The organism is Pseudomonas sp. KU26590, assembly GCF_026153515.1.
Lineage (GTDB): Bacteria > Pseudomonadota > Gammaproteobacteria > Pseudomonadales > Pseudomonadaceae > Aquipseudomonas.
Genome location: NZ_CP110644.1, coordinates 6,021,931 through 6,043,290 on the forward strand (window position 1 = coordinate 6,021,931; position 21,360 = coordinate 6,043,290).

Annotated in this window: 17 protein-coding genes, 3 pseudogenes and 1 riboswitch; of the genes and pseudogenes, 8 read left to right on the top strand and 12 right to left on the bottom strand. The window is 59.2% G+C overall.

Annotation, left to right across the window (positions count from 1 at the left end; genetic code table 11):
* Positions 1-80 precede the first annotated feature (80 nt).
* A pseudogene (locus OKW98_RS27730) lies at positions 81-803 on the top strand (AhpA/YtjB family protein); the annotation flags it as partial.
* A gap of 102 nt (positions 804-905) precedes the next feature.
* Positions 906-1,610 (top strand): annotated as a pseudogene (locus OKW98_RS27735) (histidine kinase); the annotation flags it as partial.
* A 54-nt stretch (positions 1,611-1,664) separates the two neighbouring features.
* Here OKW98_RS27735 and OKW98_RS26720 read toward each other — a convergent pair.
* From OKW98_RS26720 to OKW98_RS26765, 10 genes are all read right to left on the bottom strand, one after another.
* A complete protein-coding gene (locus OKW98_RS26720) occupies positions 1,665-2,372 on the bottom strand; it encodes a PqiC family protein (RefSeq protein WP_265387364.1) in 708 nt (235 codons plus the stop codon).
* Positions 2,373-2,552: 180 nt separating this feature from the next.
* The gene (parC, locus tag OKW98_RS26725; protein WP_265387365.1) at positions 2,553-4,820 is read right to left on the bottom strand and encodes a DNA topoisomerase IV subunit A; all 2,268 of its coding nucleotides are present in this window, start codon (positions 4,818-4,820) and stop codon (positions 2,553-2,555) included.
* A gap of 10 nt (positions 4,821-4,830) precedes the next feature.
* The gene (locus OKW98_RS26730) at positions 4,831-5,313 is read right to left on the bottom strand and encodes a retropepsin-like aspartic protease family protein (protein ID WP_265389848.1); all 483 of its coding nucleotides are present in this window, start codon (positions 5,311-5,313) and stop codon (positions 4,831-4,833) included.
* A gap of 35 nt (positions 5,314-5,348) precedes the next feature.
* Positions 5,349-6,326 carry an esterase-like activity of phytase family protein gene (locus tag OKW98_RS26735; RefSeq protein WP_265387366.1) on the bottom strand — a complete coding sequence of 326 codons (978 nt, stop codon included), beginning with the start codon at positions 6,324-6,326 and terminating at the stop codon, positions 5,349-5,351.
* On the bottom strand, positions 6,326-8,230 hold the full coding sequence (gene parE, locus OKW98_RS26740) for a DNA topoisomerase IV subunit B (protein ID WP_265387367.1): 1,905 nt from the start codon (positions 8,228-8,230) through the stop codon (positions 6,326-6,328). Before parE ends, OKW98_RS26735 begins: the two co-directional genes overlap by 1 nt.
* A gap of 104 nt (positions 8,231-8,334) precedes the next feature.
* Complete coding sequence (locus OKW98_RS26745; protein WP_265387368.1) at positions 8,335-9,012, bottom strand: YqiA/YcfP family alpha/beta fold hydrolase; 678 nt, start codon at positions 9,010-9,012, stop codon at positions 8,335-8,337.
* Positions 9,013-9,095: 83 nt separating this feature from the next.
* Positions 9,096-9,905 carry a 3',5'-cyclic-AMP phosphodiesterase gene (cpdA, locus tag OKW98_RS26750; protein WP_265387369.1) on the bottom strand — a complete coding sequence of 270 codons (810 nt, stop codon included), beginning with the start codon at positions 9,903-9,905 and terminating at the stop codon, positions 9,096-9,098.
* A gap of 107 nt (positions 9,906-10,012) precedes the next feature.
* Positions 10,013-10,420: a hypothetical protein gene (locus OKW98_RS26755; RefSeq protein WP_265387370.1), complete on the bottom strand. Its 408-nt coding sequence runs from the start codon at positions 10,418-10,420 to the stop codon at positions 10,013-10,015.
* 142 nt (positions 10,421-10,562) lie between these two features.
* Entirely contained in the window at positions 10,563-11,015 is a 453-nt protein-coding gene (locus tag OKW98_RS26760; protein WP_265387371.1) for a DUF1249 domain-containing protein, read from the bottom strand.
* A complete protein-coding gene (locus OKW98_RS26765) occupies positions 11,006-11,623 on the bottom strand; it encodes an NUDIX domain-containing protein (protein ID WP_265387372.1) in 618 nt (205 codons plus the stop codon). Before OKW98_RS26765 ends, OKW98_RS26760 begins: the two co-directional genes overlap by 10 nt.
* 220 nt (positions 11,624-11,843) lie before the next feature.
* Between OKW98_RS26765 and OKW98_RS26770 the strand changes: the two genes are divergently transcribed.
* The 6 genes and pseudogenes from OKW98_RS26770 (at position 11,844) to OKW98_RS26795 (ending at position 17,425) form a co-directional block, all read left to right on the top strand.
* The gene (locus OKW98_RS26770; RefSeq protein ID WP_265387373.1) at positions 11,844-12,590 is read left to right on the top strand and encodes an RsiV family protein; all 747 of its coding nucleotides are present in this window, start codon (positions 11,844-11,846) and stop codon (positions 12,588-12,590) included.
* Between the two features lie 234 nt (positions 12,591-12,824).
* On the top strand, positions 12,825-14,183 hold the full coding sequence (locus tag OKW98_RS26775) for a DUF6861 domain-containing protein (RefSeq protein WP_265387374.1): 1,359 nt from the start codon (positions 12,825-12,827) through the stop codon (positions 14,181-14,183).
* A gap of 4 nt (positions 14,184-14,187) precedes the next feature.
* Positions 14,188-14,814, top strand: coding sequence for a GAD-like domain-containing protein (locus OKW98_RS26780; protein WP_265387375.1), 627 nt, complete (start codon positions 14,188-14,190; stop codon positions 14,812-14,814).
* A 191-nt stretch (positions 14,815-15,005) separates the two neighbouring features.
* Positions 15,006-15,623: a GAD-like domain-containing protein gene (locus OKW98_RS26785; protein WP_265387376.1), complete on the top strand. Its 618-nt coding sequence runs from the start codon at positions 15,006-15,008 to the stop codon at positions 15,621-15,623.
* A 73-nt stretch (positions 15,624-15,696) separates the two neighbouring features.
* Positions 15,697-16,324: pseudogene (locus OKW98_RS26790) on the top strand (GAD-like domain-containing protein).
* A 123-nt stretch (positions 16,325-16,447) separates the two neighbouring features.
* Positions 16,448-17,425: an IS5 family transposase gene (locus OKW98_RS26795; RefSeq protein WP_265385849.1), complete on the top strand. Its 978-nt coding sequence runs from the start codon at positions 16,448-16,450 to the stop codon at positions 17,423-17,425.
* Positions 17,426-17,575: 150 nt separating this feature from the next.
* Here OKW98_RS26795 and cytX read toward each other — a convergent pair whose 3' ends face one another.
* Together cytX and thiC are read right to left on the bottom strand one after the other, a co-directional pair.
* Positions 17,576-18,868: a putative hydroxymethylpyrimidine transporter CytX gene (gene cytX / locus OKW98_RS26800; RefSeq protein WP_265387377.1), complete on the bottom strand. Its 1,293-nt coding sequence runs from the start codon at positions 18,866-18,868 to the stop codon at positions 17,576-17,578.
* Positions 18,869-19,027: 159 nt separating this feature from the next.
* Entirely contained in the window at positions 19,028-20,944 is a 1,917-nt protein-coding gene (thiC, locus tag OKW98_RS26805; protein WP_265387378.1) for a phosphomethylpyrimidine synthase ThiC, read from the bottom strand.
* Positions 20,945-21,115: 171 nt separating this feature from the next.
* A riboswitch (TPP riboswitch) is annotated at positions 21,116-21,220 on the bottom strand.
* Positions 21,221-21,360: the final 140 nt, after the last annotated feature.

A 21,360-nucleotide genomic window follows, 5' to 3' on the forward strand; every position in this document is an offset into this window, starting at 1 on the left:
CGCCGGGCACAGCCAGCGCTTTGCCGCCACAGGGTCGCTCGCTATACTGCGCCCCAACTTCACCACGAGAGCCGTGCTCAGTGAACCGGCCCACGCCAGTAAAAACCGATAATTTCTTCTTGCTGATCTTCCGGGCATTGCGTCATCGACGTGTTCCGATTGCTTTGCGCATCGCCAGCCATAACGTGATCCTCGTCGCGCTGGCTCTGGTGATCTACGCCTGCGTCATGGGTTTGCAATTCAAGCAAGCCATGCACGAACAGGCTGACGCATTGGGGCAAGCCCTGACCACGCAGACCGCCACGTCCGCCACCGAGCTGCTGGTGTCCAACGACATCCTCAGCCTCAACGTGCTGCTGGGCAATCTGGTGAAAAACCCGCTGGTGGCCCACGCGGCTATTTATAGCCCTGACAATCGCATTCTTGCCGAAGCCGGTCAGCGTCCGAAAAGCGGCTTGCTGGGTGAGGCGGAAGGTCTCTACGAGATCAAGATCACCTTCCAGGACGTGGTCGCCGGCACGCTGCGCATCAGCCTGGACATGGCCCAGTTCCAACAGCCGCTGACCATCAGCTTGCAGAGCATGGCGATTCTGGCCGGTATCCTGCTGGCACTGGCGCTGGCCCTGAGCCTGCGCCTCGGGCGCCATATTTCCACGCCGATGCTGCAACTGCGCATGTGGCTGCGCTACATCGATCCGTATACGCCGGCCACTGATCGTCAGGACGAGATCGGCGATCTGGCGCGTCAGCTGAAGACTTCCTACGCGCCGCCAGAACCGGAACCGGCTCCCATTCCCGAGCCTGCACAGGTCGAGGACGAGGAAGACGCGTCGCCCGAGTTCGACAGCAGCGACCTGAGCGATCCTGACTTCGACGACGCGCCCAAACCGCGCGCCACGGTGATTCCGGCACGACGTATCGCTGCCGAGGAAGATGAAGAAGACGAGGAGGATCCGTTTGCGGACCTTCGCGATCACTCCCCTGCCGCGCCAAAAGCCGTCCCGCGTCCGATCCTTCCGGTCGTGCCATCGCAACCGCAATACAGCGCCGTGCTGGCGGTACAACTGGGTTCGCAGGAGCAACTGCGTCGGCTGCCGCGCACGCGCCTGACCGAGCTGCTCGAGCGCTACCGTGACTGCATCGATCAGGCTGCTTCGCTCTACGACAGCGAGCTGCACACCCTGAACGACGGCAGTTCGCTGATGGTTTTCAGCACCCAGGACAGCGGTGATGACTACCTCACCAACGCCATCTGCTGCGGCGAGTTGCTGCGTGCATTGAGCCATGCGTTGCAGATCGAAGTCGCCGACAGCGGCATCACCCTGCAACTGCAGCTGGGCCTGACACTGGGCGAAGGCTTGCACGGCATGAACCAGATCGATCTGCTGCTGACCGAAACCGCGCAGGACGCCCTGGCACTGTCGCAACACAGCCGCAATCTGTTGCTGGTGGAGCGCAAGATCAGCGAAGACCCGACCATCCGCCAGCGTGCGCGTATCCGCCCGATCGCGAGCCCTGAAGGGGCGAGCTGTGTTGAGCGCCTGATGGAGCCTTACCCGTCGATGCTGGAGCGCCAACTGGCGCGTATGCATGAAGCGCGCAAGGCCTAAAGGCCACCCACAAAAAAGCCCGCAGCGATGCGGGCTTTTTTGTGGGCGCGAATCCTAGAAGCGGAACACTTCCATATCCGTGCGGATCGGTGATGCCATCGGGATCTTAGGCTTGTCCTGGTCGGTGCGGGTTTTCGCCGGCGCTGTGGCCTTCTTGGGCACGTCCGCCACATACGGCTGGCTGGCGATGGGCTTGACCGCGACGCTCAGCTTGTCCGCCAGGCGCTGCAGCAAAATCCCTTGAGCCTTCACCTGCGCAGCTGAAGAGCCTGCGTGCGGTTCTTCCAAGTGAATCAGCTTGCTGTCGCGCACATTGCCGCGACGGTCGAGCAAACGCCACTGAGCGTCCAATACTGCCGGCTGCTTCTCGCCTGAATCCAGGCGGGTGATGGACAGCACCACCTGGACATCCGGTGTGAAACTGGCCGCGGCAGGCGCCATGACCACACGTTGACTGTCGAGCTTCCAGGCCAATTGGCGCAGAAGCAGTTGATCGATATCCGAGGACAAACTGCCGGCCCAGCGGCCATCAGTGGACGCCTTGAGGCTGCCGTCCGGCTGACGCTGCAACAATGTTTCACGTTGCAGATAGTCAGCAATCGCGACAGGGCCCAGCAAAACTGCGACCCCGCCGGTGTGTTTCGGTTGCCCAGGGTCGCCGCTGTCCAACTGATAGAGCGACGTGGGCTGATGAACGCTGCACCCGGCCAAACCCAGAACGCCGGTCAACAACAGAACACAGGGAACACGTAGAAAATTCATCATCCCGTCCAAGTGAACGCCGTGTAACGCGTCCACGCTGTTAAATACTTTGAAAACATGAAGGCATTCCGCCACAGCGGCGCCGGAGGACGTCATATCATCCGTGAATATGCGCGTTGACTCCAGCGATTCTGCGTCGTTCTCGTGACGAAACGAAGTGCGGACGCCGAACCAACCGCTTTAGCCAGCGGTTTCCACCAATAGCGCGTCGACGCGCTGGAATCCGCGCGGCAGCTTGTTGCCCCGTCGTCCGCGTTCACCTTTGTAGTGCTCCAGATCGTCCGGCTTGAGCGACAGATTGCGCTTGCCCGCCTGCAGCACCAGCGTGGCGCCGTCAGGGACAACCGCCAGATCGGTCACGTACTCTTCCCGACTGGCAACGCGCTCGCCCGGAATGCCAATGATCTTGTTGCCTTTGCCCTTGCCCAGCTGCGGCAGATCGCTGATTTTGAACACCAGCAAACGGCCTTCGGTGGTCACGGCAGCGAGCCAGTTCTGCTCGCGATCAGGCACCGGACGCGGCAGGATCACCTTGGCCCCGGCTGGCAAGCTCAGCAACGCCTTGCCCGCCTTGTTCTTGGCCTGCAAGTCTTCACCCTTGACCACGAAACCGTAGCCGGCGTCGGACGCCACCACATACAGCGAATCGTCTTCCGGCATCAGCACACATTCGAAAGTCGCACCGGGCGGCGGCGTCAGACGACCGGTCAGCGGTTCGCCCTGGCCACGGGCCGATGGCAAGGTGTGCGACGGCACCGAATAACTGCGACCGGTGGAGTCGATAAACACCGCGAACTGGTTGGAACGGCCCGGCGCCAGGGCCTTGAAGCCATCCCCTGCCTTATAAGAGAGCCCGGTGGCGTCGATTTCATGACCTTTGGCGGAGCGAACCCAGCCTTTCTCCGACAGCACGACCGTCACTTTCTCGTTCGGCAGCAGATCGTGTTCGGTCAGGGCTTTGGCTTCGGTACGCTCGACGATAGGCGAACGACGGTCGTCGCCATAGGTTTCGGCATCCTTGATCAGCTCGGTGCGTACCAGTTTCTTCAGCTTGGCCTCGCTGCCCAACAGGGCTTGCAGCTTGGCTTGTTCCTTGAGCAATTCATCCTGCTCGGCCCGCAACTTCATTTCTTCCAGTCGCGCCAACTGACGCAAACGGGTGTCGAGAATGTAATCGGCCTGGATTTCGCTCAGGGCGAAACGCGCGATCAGCGCGGCTTTCGGGTGTTCCTCGGTGCGGATGATGTGAATCACTTCATCCAGGTTGAGGTAAGCGATCAACAAACCATCCAACAGGTGCAAGCGACGCTCAACCTTGTCGAGGCGGAATTGCAGGCGACGACGCACGGTCTGTACCCGGAACGCCAACCACTCGACCAACAATGCGCGCAGGTTTTTCAACTGCGGCTTGCCGTCCAGGCCAATGATGTTGATGTTGACCCTGTAGCTCGACTCCAGCTCGGTGGTCGCGAACAGGTGCTGCATCAGCGCATCGTGGTCGAAATTCTTGCGGGCGCCCGGGATGATCACGATCCGGCACGGGTTTTCGTGGTCGGATTCGTCACGCAGGTCAGCGATCTGCGGCGCTTTGGACGGCTTGGCCTGCATCATCGCTGCGATCTGCTCCAGCACCTTGGCACCGGACACCTGATGCGGCAGCGCGGTGACGATGATGTCGCCGTCTTCGATGTGGTACACGGCGCGCATACGCACCGAGCCTTTGCCGGTTTCGTACATTTTCAGCAGGTCGGCGCGGGGCGTGATGATTTCCGCTTCGGTCGGGTAGTCCGGGCCCTGAATGTGCTCACACAGCTGCTCGACCGTTGCTTTGGGCTCATCGAGCAAACGAACGCAGGCTGTGGCGACTTCGCGCAGGTTGTGCGGCGGTACGTCGGTGGCCATGCCGACAGCGATGCCGGTGGTGCCGTTAAGCAGAATGTTCGGCAAACGCGCCGGCAACACCAGAGGCTCATCGAGGGTGCCGTCGAAGTTCGGCCCCCAATCCGCTGTGCCCTGGCCCAATTCACTGAGCAGCACTTCGGAGTAACGGGACAAACGCGCTTCGGTATAACGCATGGCGGCGAACGACTTGGGATCGTCCGGCGCACCCCAGTTGCCCTGGCCGTCGACCAGCGTGTAGCGATAGCTGAAGGGTTGCGCCATCAGCACCATGGCTTCGTAGCAGGCCGAGTCGCCGTGGGGGTGAAACTTGCCGAGCACGTCACCGACGGTACGCGCCGATTTCTTGTGCTTGGCGTCGGCATCCAGGCCCAGTTCGCTCATCGCATAGATGATGCGTCGCTGCACGGGCTTCAGGCCATCGCCGATGTGCGGCAACGCCCGGTCCATGATCACGTACATGGAATAGTTGAGATAGGCCTGTTCGGTGAAGTCAGCCAGCGATCGGCGTTCTACGCCATCCAGGCTGAGGTCAAGGGAGTCGCTCATGCGGGCCTCATCATTTTGTCGTCTGGCGCAGCAGCAATGTGCCGCCGCGCTGTGTGAATTCGAGTTGTTTCACGGCGCTCATGCCCAGCAGCACCTGCTCACCATCCAGGCCGGGCACCACCAGGGCGCGCACGTTGTTCAGGACGATGTCGCCAATCTGCAACCGTTGCAGCGTGGTCCGGAACGCGTCGGTGCGTCCGTTGGCCGTGCTCACCTGAACACGCTCGCCGCGCTCAAGGCGCAGCGTCTGCGCAACGCTCTCCGGCACGGCGACATTGGTCGCGCCGGTGTCGAGCATGAACTGCACGGGTCGGGTATTTATCTGCCCGGTCATGACGAAATGTCCGTCACGGTTGCTCGCCAGTTTCACCTCGACGTAGCCGTCTCCATGCTCGGAGGCGACGACGGTATTCGGATTTTCCTGACGCTGCTCCCACTCGCCAAAAAACCGCGTCGCCAGAAACAACGCCGCCGCCCAGGCGATGATCAGCATCAGCCGCCCGGCGCGTTTGCCGGGAAGTGCCTGGGTCAAGGCTTGCCGCTCCAGCCACCCTCGGGCGCGGCAAAGCGCCAGACGACGGGACGTTTTTCGCCATCGGCGCGGACACCGAAATTGTTGTCCGTGCCGACCCATGCGCCTTTGTCGTCGACGATCAGCGCTTCGGTCAGGCCGTATTTCTGGTCATACAGCCGGTTGGGCTTAAGCGCCTCTCTGGCGAACGACCAGCAGGTTTCCAGCAGACCTGTCGCCAGCGTCCGGCGGCAGATTCGGTAAGCCGCGCGCTCCAGGGTGAACAGCTTGCCCTTGTACAGCGAGATGTCGGAAAAGTCCTTGGAGACCGCCTTGCCACCCAGCTCGGGCGGCAAAATATCATTGCCGGACTCGACTCGCAGGATGCAACTGGCGTCACAGGCCCAGCCGTCCTTGCCAAGCTTCGCGGTCAACAGGCCGCGCTTGTCACGCTCGGCGGCGAGCCATAGTTGATCACCTGCCGGGTTGACCGCGATGCCTTCGAAGATCGCGTTGAAATGCTGCAGCATCCCGGCCGACTGCGCCTCCTCCACGACTTTCCTGGGCAGCTCCAGCCAGACCGCCGCACCGTCAACCGGCACTTTGAGCACGGCAGCATAGGCTTCGCTGACGAGGTAACGGTTGCCCGCCGCGTCGCAACTCACGCCTTCGAAATCCAGGTCGCCGCCCCGAATCAGCGCCGAGGCCTTGGCCATGCCGCGCAGGGTCGCAGACAAGCCGCTGTCCGGAATCGGCGGGATGTTCAGCGTCTGCGCCTTGGCTTTCCAGACCGTTGCCGAGGTGTCGAGGCTGTAAAGCAGCGTGTCGTCGCGGTCCGAAACGGTCCACAGCACGCCGTTGCAGGACGCGAGCCCGGAGAGGTTACCGCCGATCATGTCGTCGACCGGATGCTCCGACAGCAGCTTGAGCTCTGGCAATGGCGCGGCGAAAACGGGCGCGGCGACCAATAACAGCGCTGCAAACCAGCTCCGCATCAGACCAGCACCTCGGCCAGGTTGCCTTTGGATTCAAGCCAGCTCTTGCGGTCGCCCGCGCGTTTCTTGGCCAGTAGCATGTCCATCATTTCCGACGTGGCTGCAAAGTCATCCAGGGTCAACTGCACCAGTCGGCGGGTGTTCGGGTCCATGGTGGTTTCGCGCAACTGCGGCGGGTTCATCTCACCCAGACCTTTGAATCGGGTGACCTGCGGTTTGCCACGCTTCTTCTCGGCCACAAGCCGGTCGAGAATGCCGTCGCGTTCGGCTTCGTCCAAGGCGTAATAAATGTCCTTGCCCAAGTCGATGCGGTACAGCGGCGGCATGGCGACGTAGACGTGGCCGGCATCCACCAGCGGGCGGAAATGCTGAACGAACAAGGCGCACAGGAGCGTTGCGATGTGCAGGCCGTCGGAGTCGGCGTCGGCGAGGATGCAGATTTTGCCGTAACGCAGTTGGCTGATGTCTGCAGCACCCGGGTCGACCCCGATCGCCACGGCGATGTTGTGCACTTCCTGACTGGCGAGCACTTCGCCGCCGTCGACTTCCCAGGTGTTCAGGATCTTCCCGCGCAACGGCAGGATGGCCTGAAATTCTTTGTCCCGGGCCTGTTTGGCGGAGCCGCCAGCGGAATCACCCTCGACCAGAAACAGCTCGGAGCGCATCGGGTCCTGACCGGCGCAATCCGCCAGCTTGCCCGGCAGTGCCGGGCCTGACGTGATGCGTTTACGCTCGACCTTCTTGCTCGCCTTGAGACGACGACCGGCGTTGCTGATCGCCAGTTCGGCCAACTGCATGCCCATTTCCGGGTTCGCGTTGAGCCACAGACTGAAGGCATCCTTGACCACACCGGAGACAAATGCTGCCGCCTCGCGGGACGACAGCCGCTCTTTGGTCTGGCCAGAGAATTGCGGCTCCTGCATCTTCATCGACAGCACGAAAGCGATGCGCTCCCAGACGTCTTCAGGTGCCAGCTTCACGCCGCGGGGCAGCAGATTGCGGAACTCGCAGAAGTCTCGCATCGCGTCCAGCAGGCCCTGACGCAGGCCGTTGACGTGGGTGCCACCCTGAGCGGTCGGGATCAGGTTGACGTAGCTTTCCTGAACGCTGTCGCCGCCCTCGGGCAACCACAGCAACGCCCAGTCGACGGCCTCTTTGTTGCCCGCGAATACGCCACAGAACGGCTCGTCCGGCAGGCGCAGGAAGTCCGCCACCGAATCCTGCAGGTACGAGCGCAGGCCGTCCTCGTAATGCCACTCGACCTTCTCGCCGGTGCCTTTGTCCTCGAAGCTGACCAGCAGGCCTGGGCAAAGAACGGCCTTGGCCTTGAGCACGTGCTTGAGGCGGCTGACAGAGAATTTCGGGGTGTCGAAGTATTTGGGGTCCGGCGCGAAATACACGCTGGTGCCGGTATTGCGCTTGCCGACGGTGCCAATCACCGCCAGTTCGCTGGCCTTGTAGCCGTCGGCAAAGGTCATTTCATATTCGTTGCCATCACGCTTGACCCGTACCCGTACCTCGTTCGAGAGCGCGTTGACGACGGAGATCCCCACGCCGTGCAGGCCGCCTGAGAACTGGTAGTTCTTGTTGGAAAACTTGCCGCCAGCGTGGAGCTTGGTGAGGATCAGCTCGACGCCCGACACGCCTTCTTCCGGGTGGATGTCCACGGGCATACCGCGACCATCGTCGGAGACTTCCAGCGAGTTGTCGGCGTGCAGAATGACCTGCACGGAGCGGGCATGACCTGCCAGCGCTTCGTCGACGCTGTTGTCGATGACTTCCTGCGCCAGGTGGTTGGGGCGTGAGGTGTCGGTGTACATGCCCGGCCGTTTGCGGACCGGGTCGAGGCCCGAGAGGACTTCGATGGCGTCTGCGTTATAAGAGCTAGCGCTGGGATTGGCCATGGGGTCTCGTCATCAAGTCGTTCATGAAATTTCGAAGTGCTACTGATTTTACAAGAATGTTTTTACAAGACTGTTCTACACATTTGTTGCAGCAATGGCTCAGATCAAAGCCCGGTCAGATCGACGCCCTGGAGCAATGCGGGAGCGAACCCGGCAAAGCTCAACAGCGCTGGCATCTTTGCCGCGAAGCCCTGAAACCCGTGATCGCCGCCCGCTTCGATGCGCAAGGCACAGGCCCGATAGAAGTTCTGGGCACGGCGGTAATCCAGCGTCTCGTCGCCCGTTTGCAGCCACACCTGAATACGCTGCGGATCTTGGGGAGCAGGCACTTCCAGCTCGGCCAGCGCCGTCACGTGGTCGTGCGTCAGCTCCCAGCTCTCGCCGGTATAAAGGTTTTGTTGGGTGCCGAGAAAACCATCGAAGAGCTCATGCGGATTGACCGCCGGGTTGATCAGCACAGCTTTGAGGCCGTGGCGCTCAGCCAGGTAAGTCGCATAGTAGCCGCCGAGGGAGCTGCCGACCAGCAGCGGCCGACCGAGCTCCTCGATCGCGCCCTCCAACTGCACCAGCGCCTGGCGCGGATGATGATGCAGCTCGGGCACGCGCACGTATTCGCTCAAACCCAGACGCGCCATCAGCGTCGTCAGCTGGGTGGCTTTCTGGGATCTGACCGAGCTGTTCAGGCCGTGAATATAAAGAAGTGTCGATTGATCATGGTTCACGCAGTTGCCTCCCAAACGGCAATCGATGCATCCCGGATGGGTTGGCCTGTCGGCGCTCATCAGGGCAAAGCCGCGCAGTTTACAGGGTCAACTGCGCGAAGACTCGGCTGTTGATGAATCGCGGCAAAATGAGGAAATTTCTTTCAGTAGCCCGCGCCATTGATGTCGACGTCGAACAGGTCGGGGTCGATGCGTGAGACACCGGTTTCGATCTGGCCATCGTCGTGAAGACGCAGCCAGCGGTAGCCGGGCGCAAGGTCGTCGAGGCCGAAGTCCACGCTGTTTGGCGCGAACTGAATGCAGGTCGATGGCGAGGCCAGCAGGCGCAAGCCGTTCAGGGATTGATCGAACGCCTGATGCACATGGCCCCAGAGCACCGCGCGCACCTGGGGAAAACGCTCCAGCACGGCGAACAGCGCCTCGGGGTTGCGCAAACCGATGGGCGCCATCCACACCGCCCCGATGGGCACCGGATGATGATGCAGACACACCAGATGATGGCGCTCCGGCGCTTCGCTCAAGGCCTGGGCGAGCAGCTGAAGCTGGCCGTCTTGCAGATAACCGGGGACGGACCCGGAAACGGCAGAGTCGAGCATCGAGATCCGCCAACTGCCGACGTCGACGACCGGCTCTAGAAAGTCGCTGTTTTGCGCGGCAATCGCCATCTCCCTCAACTCGTCGTGATTCCCCGGAATCCAGCGCGTGGGCGCACCCAGCCGTTCACTTGCCTCGCGGAACGCCTGATACGACTCAACCGTGCCGTCCTGAGACAAGTCGCCCGTCGCCAGCACCAGATCGATCGCGGGTTGCTCGCCCAACACAAGCTCGACCACGGCATCGAGACTGGCGCGCGTGGGCATGCCCAGCAGCGCGCCGTCCGGTTCGGCGAACAGATGACTGTCGGTCAGTTGAACGACCAACACGGATGAGGAATGAGAGGATGCGCTCGACAATGGCCGTCTCCTTGAGCGGATGTGGCCGGATTATGGTGTGAGATTGGTGCGGCGGCAAACCTGGAAATGAGTTGTGAATACCACTTGGAGCATTCGGTTGGCATACGTCAGCGCCACGGAACCGGAGAGTTGCTCAGAATTGACTCATCGGCTCCACCTGCCAAAAACAGTTCCTCGACAAAACTGACGCAGTTCTTTGGGATACCAAAGCAGTACCAAAGATTGACACTGAGCTCATTCAACTTCCGTTGGGCTCCCTCTGGATCGGGTAGATAGACTGGGCGTCTGAACAATTCGGTTTTGCCCGATTCATTCAGGTAGCGCCTGTAGCCCTGCTCGGGCATGACGTACGGTCCAGAAGCTAACCCTGCCATGTGGAAATAGTAAAATCCATCCTTGATCAAGGCATGTCCGCAGACAGTTGGCCCATCGCCGCTTACGACAACCAGGGACGTATTATTCCAGTTGAAGGGGATCACCCTACAGACCTCGAGATCGACTCCTATGTAGCTCATTTTTTCATCCTGAAAGTTAAGTCGGCAGAACCTAACCTTAGGAAAAAATTATGAAAAGCGCGAAGCGTTGGAGAAGACAATTTTCAGAAATGCCCTTCGGAAGTTGCCTACAGAACATAGGTGGTGAAGGGCTCGACCTGGCTCAGCGCACCGACTCAAACTCATGCCCGCAGGCCAGGCAATGGCTCAGCCACTCACCGAGAAACACGTTGAGCTGGGCCTTTTCGTCGGGCTGGTGCATGTCGGCGTTGGGATAGGGATAGATACCCTGGAAACGACGTGCATTTTCGGCGCCAATGACTTCGGCCATGCGCGCGTCGTGGTAGACCTGCACTTCGAGGACGGGCACCGGCAGCCACGGCAGGCTGTGCTCCTGACGCACCTGCAGGGTGGTGGTGTACGGGCAGTCGAGGATGACCTCGACCGCCAGCACACCCAGCATCTGGTCGCCCTGGGTGACGGCGACCCGGCGTGAGCGTTGTTGATTGCGCATATCGGGCAGCAGACGCATCAAGCGCGCGTAGTTCGCCTCGCAGGCGGCTTGCAGCCCGGCGAGGTCGACACGATAGCGCTCGCGCAGAAGATTCACGACCATAGCCCCCTTACTTCGGCGCGATTGAGCGCCAGCCATTGCATTGCAATAATAGTTGCGGCGTTGACGATGCGCCCGTCCCTGACGGCTTGCATCGCGTCGTCGAATGACCAGACCGAAACCCGGATGTCCTCGGCCTCTTCTACCAGCCCGTGCAGCCCACCTGCCCCCTCGCTGTCGCATTTGCCCAGGTACAGATGCACGAATTCGTTGCTGCCGCCCGGCGATGGAAAGTATTTGGTGATCGGCCAAAGGGCGTTGAACGTCAGCCCAGCTTCCTCTTGTCCCTCGCGGTGAGCAACCTCTTCGGGCTCCTCTTTTTTATCGATCAGGCCGGCGACCATTTCGATCAGCCAGGGGTTCTCATGCTTGCCGATAACGCCGACGCGGAACTGCTCGATGAGCACGACTTCATCGCGTTTGGCGTCATAAGGCAGCACGCACACCGCATCGTGGCGAACGAACAGCTCACGCTTGATTTCCGGGCCCATGCCGCCCGCGAACAACTCGTGGCGCAACTGAAGACGGTCGAGCTGGTAAAACCCTTTGAAGCAGGTTTCACGGTGTGTAATTTCGTGCTTCGTCGGTGTTGATCTGTTGCTATCCGTCATAGATTTCTCACTGCTTGAGCACTGTGTTCGGGCCCATCCTAACGCGCTGTGGTGCGGGATGCAGCCCTTTGAGTTCGCAAAATCGGCCACTGGGGTAGACGGTTGCCAGGGAAAGCACTCTAATCCGCCCGATGGCGAACTGATTGCGCCACCCACAGTCGAAGGACGTTGCCGTTACCTGCGACGTGACGCCCCTTTTATGCCGATGCCAAGGATCAACATGTCTTTTCTGAAGATCATTTCACTGGCCTGCGTGGCCCTGATTTTGGGCGCCTGCCAAAGCCTGTTCCAACCCAATCTGCGCAGTCCGCTGACCGTTCAGCGCGACGCCTCCGAGCTGGTCAAGCCCGGCTGCACCACCGATGATTGCCCGCTGGTGAACATCGACACCGTGCACTTCCCCGACGAACCGAAACTTGACGAGATCGTCCAGCGCACATTGCTGCAACTGACCCGCAGCGACAGCGATGGTCCGGTGCCGCCAACGCTGAAGGCGTATCAGGAGCAATATCTGAGCCGGGCGCCGGCGCGTAACAGCAGTTACTTGCAGGCCAAAGTACGTGAGCAGCATGACGGAATCGTGGTCGTCGAGCTGTCCAGCTACGTTGATTCCGGCAGTGGTCAGGGTAATCCGGGCCGCGCGTTCATCAACTATTCCCGCCAGCAGCAGCGCGTGCTGACCCTGGCGGACATGCTGGTGCCGGGTCAGGAAGCTGCATTCTGGGACAAGGCTCGTCTGGCTCATCAGGCCTGGCTGATCAGCAGCAAGCTGGACAAGGACACCGAGTTCCAGAACATGTGGCCTTTCAAGCAAACTTCCAACATCGCCCTGACGTACGGTGCGGTGATCCTCAAGTACCCGGTTACAACCATCGCCCCCTATGCGATGGGCCACATCGAGCTGAAGATTCCGTATCCGCAGCTGAACGGCATCATCAAGCCTGAGCTGTTTCCTGGCCGGAGCTGATTGGTTGAACCCAAGCCGGTTGCTGAGAAAGCGCCGGCTTTTTTATTAACATCCCCTTCCTTAAATCCACTCTTTTCCATATTCAGCTCCTACCTACACTTTCATACATACCTTCCCAACATTAAACATCAACCCCTTAAACCCGCTCCATTATTAAACTCCTTGTTTATTGACGCTTCACTGACTTAATCATTAAGTTCCGCACTGAACTTTTAGAACAGCCAGGGAGACGGGATGCGTTTATGGAATGTCCTGCCGTCATGGTTTGAAATTGAAGATCGGCTAAGGCTTGAAGTTCAAAGCAGCGGCCTAGGCGACTTTCGAAGTTACCTGAATGAACAGGCACCCTCTGTCGAACTTGTTCTGCGCCGCGTCGACAACATCAGAACTGCCTTTTATCGCGTCGAATTTGAAGCCACTGCATTACTGCGGCAGCGATTCGCAGACCTCGACATAGCCGACGTGCTCTTTGATCTGATGGGCGTCGTCGGCGACATGGCCATGATCATCGTCGGCAGTGTCCTGGCCGGAGGCGCGATGGGTGCAGGGGTGGGTGCGCTGGCGGGTGGCGTAGGCGCGGGGCCAGGCGCGTTCGCTGGCATGGCGATCGGGTTGCAAGCCAGCAGCTCGATTCTCGGCGTGCTGGGGTTGGCGTCGGTCGCCGAGTTTTTCGTTCAAGGATTGCCTGCGCTTCTGGACCACTACGTGCGCGGTATCCAGGTCGCTTGGGATGGGACCCGAGGCAACGAAGGGCTGAACCCGATTTCACAGGACGACCCATGGCTTGTGGACCAAGCGGCACACCACATTGCCCGTGGGCATACCGAAGTGGTGATCCTGCTGCTCGGCGCCGTGGTTGAGTACCTGACCCGAGGCCGCGGCAACATGGCGCTACTTGCCGGGCAGATGCGCGCCAGCAGCAAAGGCGCGCGGCTGGCGCAGTGGATGCTCAAGCATGAAGAGGGTCTTAAGGGGCGGCCTGACTTGCAGCCCGCCGGGGCTCGGGCAGGTGGCTCGACCACACCGGAGCCTAGGTCCGACAGCCATCGTGAAACCGATCGACCGGGCGGGAAGAAACCGCTGGGCATGCCGGAATACAAGGTGCCATGCTTTAACGCGAGCAACCTGCACTACAGCAAGATCCCCGAGTTCGACAGACAACGGCTGGGACAGGAAAGAGGGCTGAATGATTTGACGGTGGATGAGTATTTACGCGGGCGGGAGGCGTTCAAAGCTGGGGATAAGGTTAGGGATCCGAGGGTGGCGAAGCAGGCGAGAAAGACTCTGGAGGAAAGGTTCATTAAAGACACAATGGCAAAAATGGAGCTAGACGGCACTCCACTACTTGAAGCGAGACGCGCGGCAAAAACCGTTGCGCGAGAGAAGATGAGCGCCCTTGCCGCTTTGCATAATCCCGATTTATTTGCAGGAGGGAAAGACATCATCTCTGACTTCGGAGATGCACGTGTCAATTCAAGTATTGGCGCGCAGTGGCGAGGCAGAATAGACGGATTGGATCACGCCGCGAGCACAACGAGCGTAGATATGCGTGACAGCGCAAAAATCCACGCAAGACTGGAAAGGTGTAAATAGGGGTATGGACGAATATTACGTTTGCTTGATTGAAGAAGTCGGCCCGGAAATACATAGAAGGGAAGCTCCATTATCATCCATGGAAAAGTACACAGGGGTATTGCCATCGCAACTGTTATTACATTGGCATCGGTATGGCTGGAGCGGCTACGGAAATGGAGTATTTTGGTGCGTCAACCCGGCCGAGTACGAAGTAACCATGCGCTCTTGGCTGTCGGAGTCAGGCATTCCACATCCTGAGACCTATCATGTGATCGCAAGAGGAGCATTTGGTGATATCTACATGTGGCAGCAAGGAACCGGAAGCTGGCTAACGGTCAATGCCGTTTATGCCAGATATATGCGGACCACTCGACACATACCCGCCGAACGTTTTGATGACGAGATAAAAATCTTCTTTGCGTCCTTTGATCACGCGTCGAACGACTTTGACGATCTGTTTGAAAAATCACTGACAGTACTCGGACCGCTGGAGCCCGATGAGATGTACGGTTTTGTTCCGGCTATCGCTTTGGGCGGGCCGATTGATCTGAAGCATCTGCAGAAGGTCAAAACAATTGAGCACCTCACTTTCTTGTCTCAGCTCGCACCTCTAACGGACTGGGGGTTTCCGGATCTTGATAGCCTTTAATTGACTCACAAGAAATGGATTGAAGCTCGCCGCAGGGTTACGAAACGGTGCAGCCTGGACTGATCCATTTCGACTCGACTGAGCGTTTGCCTAGGCATTCTTTTTATGCGGGTACCGAAGCGACCACTTGGATCTCGGCAAAACTCCGCTCACCGCGCCGGACAGCGTATTTCTAGCGCTACAAAAAACTAATGGACAAATTTTATAATATATTTCTGACTGAATTTGGTGCCCCCTTCTACCGAGAAGAGGTACCTATATCGAGTATTGCGAGATACAGGGGACGGCTTCCTGATCAGTTGCTGGCGTACTGGGAGGAGCACGGATGGAGCGGCTATGCGGACGGCCTGTTCTGGACCGTCAATCCTCAGGAGTTTGAGCCCGTCGTCACAGAATGGGTGAAACAAAATCCAACAATCGTCGGCGATAGCTACCATGTCATCGCACGCAATGCGTTTGGCGACCTCCATTTATGGGGGGAAAACACTGAGACTTTTTTAACGATCGACGCTTGCTGGGCGCGCTACTCCTACACGCGGTCGAAGGTATCAAAGGATAGGAACATCTCAACGTTCTTCGCGATTCTTGATCGCGAGCATTGCGATCCTTTAGCGTTTTTCGATGCTGCAAGGAAGCGCCTGGGGCGACTGAAACACGATGAGATGTATGGATTCGTCCCGGCCCTCGCACTCGGCGGCCCAAGCGATCTGAAGCATCTACAAAAGGTCAAAACCATCGAGCATCTTACTTTCCTGTCCCAGCTTGAACCGCTGACAGACTGGGGGTTCCCGGACCTCGACTCGCTCTGACTGATCTCAGGAAGCATTACTTGGTGAGACGGCAATAAGAGCAGGTGGGGACGAGCAACAATGGAGAGGTCGAGTGGAAGAATATTACGAGTATTTCCTCAAGAAGCTCGGGCCAGCTTCGGGGCAAAGAGAGGTACCTCTCTCTTCGCTGAACAAATACGCAGATAAGCTCCCCGAACAACTACTGAAACAGTGGCGCGAATATGGCTGGAGCGGCTATGCCGAGGGGCTTTTCTGGACGGTTAATCCAGCGGAGTACCAGGAACTGACTCGTGCATGGCTGCATGATTCGGGAATACCCGATTCCGGCTTTTATCACACGATCGCCAGAAGTGCTTTTGGCGATTTTTATCTTTGGCATGAGAAAACAGGGAACTGGCTGGACGTAACGGCCCCTTATGCACGCTTTCATAAAACCCAAGAGGTAGTACAAAGCGATGAGTTCGACGACGAAATCGCACTATTTTTTGCAACTCGAGATCGGGAGTTCTAATGATTTTGACGACCTTTTCGAGCAAGCTCTAAAAACACTCGGCCTACTCCAACCCGATGAAATGTACGGTTTCGTCCCTGCTCTCGCACTCGGCGGCCCGGCCGATCTGAAGCATCTGCAAAAGCTCAAAACCATTGAGCACCTCACGTTTCTGTCCCAGCTCGCGCCGCTGACGGACTGGGGATTCCCGGACCTCGATTCGCTCTAATGAACGTTGCCGACTTGAGCCTGAATACTGTAAATCCAGGCCCAGCCCGCTAAGGAAACTCTGAAAAAGACTTCCAAATCTGGTGAAATACGCCAGTCCCAAGCACTGAACGGTTGAGTCCCGATGAAGCAGATGTCCTTCGCTGACGCCGAATACGCTGGCAAACGCAAACAAACCCGCCGTGAACGCTTCCTGATCGAGATGGATCAGGTCGTGCCCTGGAATGGCTTGGTCAAACTGATCGAGCCGCACTATCCAACGGGAGAAGGTGGTCGTCCGGCATACCCGTTGATGGCGATGTTGCGGGTTCATCTGATGCAGAACTGGTTCGGTTATAGCGACCCAGCTATGGAAGAATCGCTGTACGAAACTACGATTCTGCGCCAGTTTGCCGGGCTGCATCTGGATCGGATTCCAGACGAAACCACGATCCTCAACTTCCGCAGATTGCTCGAAAAACATGAGCTGGCCGGTGGGATTTTGCAGGTCATCAATGGCTATTTGGGCGACCGTGGTTTGTTGTTGCGCCAAGGCACCGTGGTCGATGCGACGATCATTCATGCGCCGAGTTCGACCAAGAACAAGGACGGCAAACGCGACCCTGAAATGCATCAAACCAAGAAGGGAAATCAATACTATTTCGGGATGAAATCGCACATCGGTGTCGATGCCGAATCCGGTTTGGTGCATAGCGTAGTGGGCACTGCGGCGAATGTGGCGGACGTAACCCAGGTCGATCAGTTACTGCACGGAGAAGAAACTTACGTCTCTGGCGATGCCGGTTACACCGGCGTCGAAAAGCGCCCCGAGCATCAAGATCGCCAAATGATCTGGTCGATTGCTGCGCGGCCCAGCAGCTATAAAAAGCATGCAAAGAAGAGTCTGATCGGGCGCATGCGTCGCAAAATCGAATACGCGAAAGCTCAACTGCGCGCCAAGGTTGAGCATCCGTTTCGAGTAATCAAGCGCCAGTTTGGTTATACGAAAGTACGCTTCCGAGGCCTGCTGAAAAACACTGCGCAGCAGACCACGCTGTTTGCTCTGTCGAACCTGTGGATGATGCGAAAACGATTACTCAATGCAGGAGAGGTACGCCTTTAATGCGGAAAATGAGTGCTGAAAAGCGCTTGTACGCAGAAAAAAGCGGGGATTGAGAGAGCAAAAGGTCTAATTTTCGATTGAGTCGACATTTTTTGAGCCTCAAGCAACGGGGCTGTTAAAAACGCGTGCCTACTTCAGACCTTCCCTAAGTTAATGCCGCACATCGACCCCGAATGCAGGTGCCTGTCCGCGCGCCAATACCCACTGCAACACACCCGCCACAACGAGCGCAGGCAGTGTTGCACCGATGTCCGGATACAGGTTCGCCAGCAGATGGTAGGTGCAAATCCCGCCGATCCACGCCAGTAGCGTCATCCAGCGCAAGCCCGCTGTCGCAATGCCGTGACGACGGCGGCGCAGGATGAAGTGATCCACCAGCACGACGCCGAAGAGCGGCGCGAACACGGAAGCGATCATCAGCAGGAAGTTCTGGTACTGCGCCAGCGGCGCAAAGCAGGCGATCAGTGTGCAGACGACGCCAATGGCCAGCGCCAGGTGCTCGACTTTGGCCTTCAGCAGAAGGCCGCTCGACACTGCAGCGGAGTGAATGTCGGCGAAGGCGTTTTCCGATTCGTCCAGCAGGATCAGCAGCAATGGAATGCCCATCCCCGCACCCGCGAGCGCCAGCAACAGCGCATTGGCTTCACCACTCGGCGCGAAGGCCAAGGTGTACGCCACGCCAAGGGACATCAGCCAGAAATTGCCGATGAAGAAGCCCAGCGTGGTGCCGCCGAACACGCCAGCGGCGCGCTTGCCGAACCGGGAATAGTCCGCAATCAGCGGCAGCCACGACAGCGGCATGGCGATGGCAATGTCGAAGCCGACGGCAAACGGCATCGAACCGTCTCCCGCCAGTGACCACAGCGCCGTCAAATCTGCCTTGCTGAACAGGTTGAACGTCAGCCAGGCGCACGCCGCCAAGAGCAGCCAGATGCCCCATTTGCGCAGGATCTGCCGGACGAAGGCCAACGGGCCACTCACGGCGAGCAGGGTTGCGAGGGCGCCGAAGACGATTGTCCAGAGCATCGGGCTGGCCCAGAGACTGCCTTCGGAGAAAGCGCCCGCGCCCAACAGGCTGGCGGCGTCGCGCATGACGATGATTTCGAATGAACCCCAACCCACCAGTTGCAGCAGATTGAGGATCGCCGGAACGCCCGCGCCTTTGCTGCCGAGGCTGAGTTTGAGCGCCGCCATCGACGACAGGCCCGTGTCACTGCCAACGACGCCAACAGCAGCGAGCAGCAAGACGCCGACCAGCGTGCCGAGCAGGATCGCCAGCATCGAGCCGGACATGCCAAGCCCAGGCGCCAGCAAGGCGCCGGTCTGCAGGACCATGAGGCCGATGCCGAGGGAAAACCACAGAGAGAACAAATCGCGCCCGCCAAAAACCCGCTTGGCAGCGGGTACGGGGGCGTCGGGTGAATAGGTGCCGGGTGTGTTCACGTTTGTTGTCCCGAAGAAACTAGTAGTTGATCGTTCCCACGCTCTAAGTGGGCACGCCTACCTGGACGCTCTGCGTCCTGAGTGACGCAGAGCGTCAGAGGCGGCATTACCACGCGGAGCGTGGGAACGATCACGCGGCGCTAAACAAGCGCATGCAGATCAAACCTTCTTGTAAAGCTGGCTCCCTTCCTTTCTGAACCGCTCGGACTGTTCGCGCATGCCTTCGTCCACCGACACGTCCACCGCGCTGATCTTCTGGTTGGCGGCGTACTCACGCACTTCCTGGGTGATTTTCATCGAGCAGAATTTCGGCCCGCACATCGAGCAGAAATGCGCGACCTTGGCCGAGTCTTTCGGCAGCGTCTCGTCGTGGTAGGCGCGCGCGGTGTCCGGGTCCAGCCCGAGGTTGAACTGGTCTTCCCAGCGGAATTCAAACCGCGCCTTGCTCAGCGCGTTGTCGCGAATCTGCGCACCGGGATGTCCTTTCGCGAGGTCCGCGGCATGGGCGGCGATCTTGTAGGTAATGATCCCGGTCTTCACGTCGTCCTTGTTCGGCAATCCCAGATGCTCCTTGGGCGTGACGTAGCAGAGCATCGCGCAGCCGAACCAGCCGATCATGGCTGCGCCAATGCCCGACGTGATGTGGTCGTAGCCCGGGGCGATATCCGTGGTCAGTGGGCCGAGGGTGTAGAACGGCGCTTCGTCGCAGCACTCCAGCTGCTTGTCCATGTTCTCTTTGATCAACTGCATCGGCACGTGGCCCGGGCCTTCGATCATGCATTGCACGTCGTGCTTCCAGGCGATCTTGGTCAGCTCGCCAAGGGTCTCCAGCTCACCGAACTGCGCTTCGTCGTTGGCATCGGCAATCGAACCGGGGCGCAGGCCGTCGCCCAGGGAGAAGCTGACGTCATAGGCCTTCATGATTTCGCAGATGTCGTCGAAGTGGGTGTAGAGGAAGTTTTCCTGGTGATGGGCCAGGCACCACTTGGCCATGATCGAACCGCCACGGCTGACGATCCCGGTCACGCGCTTGGCGGTCAGCGGCACGTAACGCAGCAACACGCCGGCGTGGATGGTGAAGTAGTCGACGCCCTGCTCCGCCTGTTCGATCAGCGTGTCGCGGAACAGCTCCCAGGTCAGGTCTTCGGCGGCGCCACCGACTTTTTCCAGGGCCTGATAAATTGGCACGGTGCCAATGGGCACGGGCGAGTTGCGGATGATCCACTCGCGGGTTTCGTGAATGTGCTTGCCGGTGGACAGGTCCATGACCGTGTCCGAGCCCCAGCGAATGCCCCACGTCAGTTTCGCCACTTCTTCTTCGATGGACGAACCCAGCGCGCTGTTGCCGATGTTGCCGTTGATCTTCACCAGAAAGTTGCGACCGATGATCATCGGTTCGAGCTCAACGTGGTTGATGTTGGCGGGAATGATCGCGCGGCCACGGGCAATTTCTTCGCGGACAAACTCAGGGGTGATCTCTTTCGGAATGCTGGCGCCGAAGCTGTGGCCGGCGTGCTGCTGGGTGAGCAGGCCGGCGGCGCGGGCTTCCTGCAGCTTCATGTTTTCGCGGATGGCGACGTATTCCATCTCGGCGGTGATGATGCCCTGACACGCGTAGTGCATCTGACTGACGTTGGCGCCCGCCTTTGCCCTGCGCGGATTTCGCACGTGGGCGAAACGCAGCCTGGTCAGCTCGGCATCTGCCAGACGCTGCTGGCCGAAGTTCGAGGTCAGGCCCGGCAGGCGCTCGGTGTCGGCGCGGGACTCGATCCACGGAGAACGCACGTCGGCCAAGCCTTTGCGCACGTCGATGATGACGTTGGGGTCGGTGTAGGGGCCGGAGGTGTCGTACACGCAGACCGGCGCGTTGATCTCGCCGCCGCCGTTTGCGCCGGAGCTGTTTGTTCCGGAGAAGCTGGTCGGCGTGACGTCCAGGCTGATCTCGCGCATGGGTACGCGGATGTCCGGACGCGAGCCCTGGACGTAGATTTTCTGCGAGCGGGTGAACGGCTGAACCGACCCCGAATCGACTTGGGCGGATTCACTCAGATTGGCGTTTTTTAGTGTTGTACTCATCACGGGCTCTCCAGACATCATCCAGCGGCGGAATGAATTGTCGGAGCTTGAGCCTGATGAGCACGGACGGATGCACCCTGAGACAACATGGATGCTGAGAATCGAAGAGGCGCGGACTGTTCAGAAATTGAACAAAGACGACCCCGGACGACACTCAAGAGGACTCGCCGGGAGACGAGAAATCTTGTTCCCTACGCAGGCGCTAACCTGATCAGGTTCAACGGGATCCGGATTATCCGATCTCAGCCTCATATCAAGGCACCCCGACAAGAACGGGGTCAGTCTAGTCGCGGCGCAGGTGAAACGCCAAGTGCGGAATTCAAACGCGCGTTAAATGGCTGATTTGCCCGATTGTTGTCCCTACCCTCTGGAACTACACTCGCTACGCGGCGCCAAAGCCGTCTGGATCGGACGCA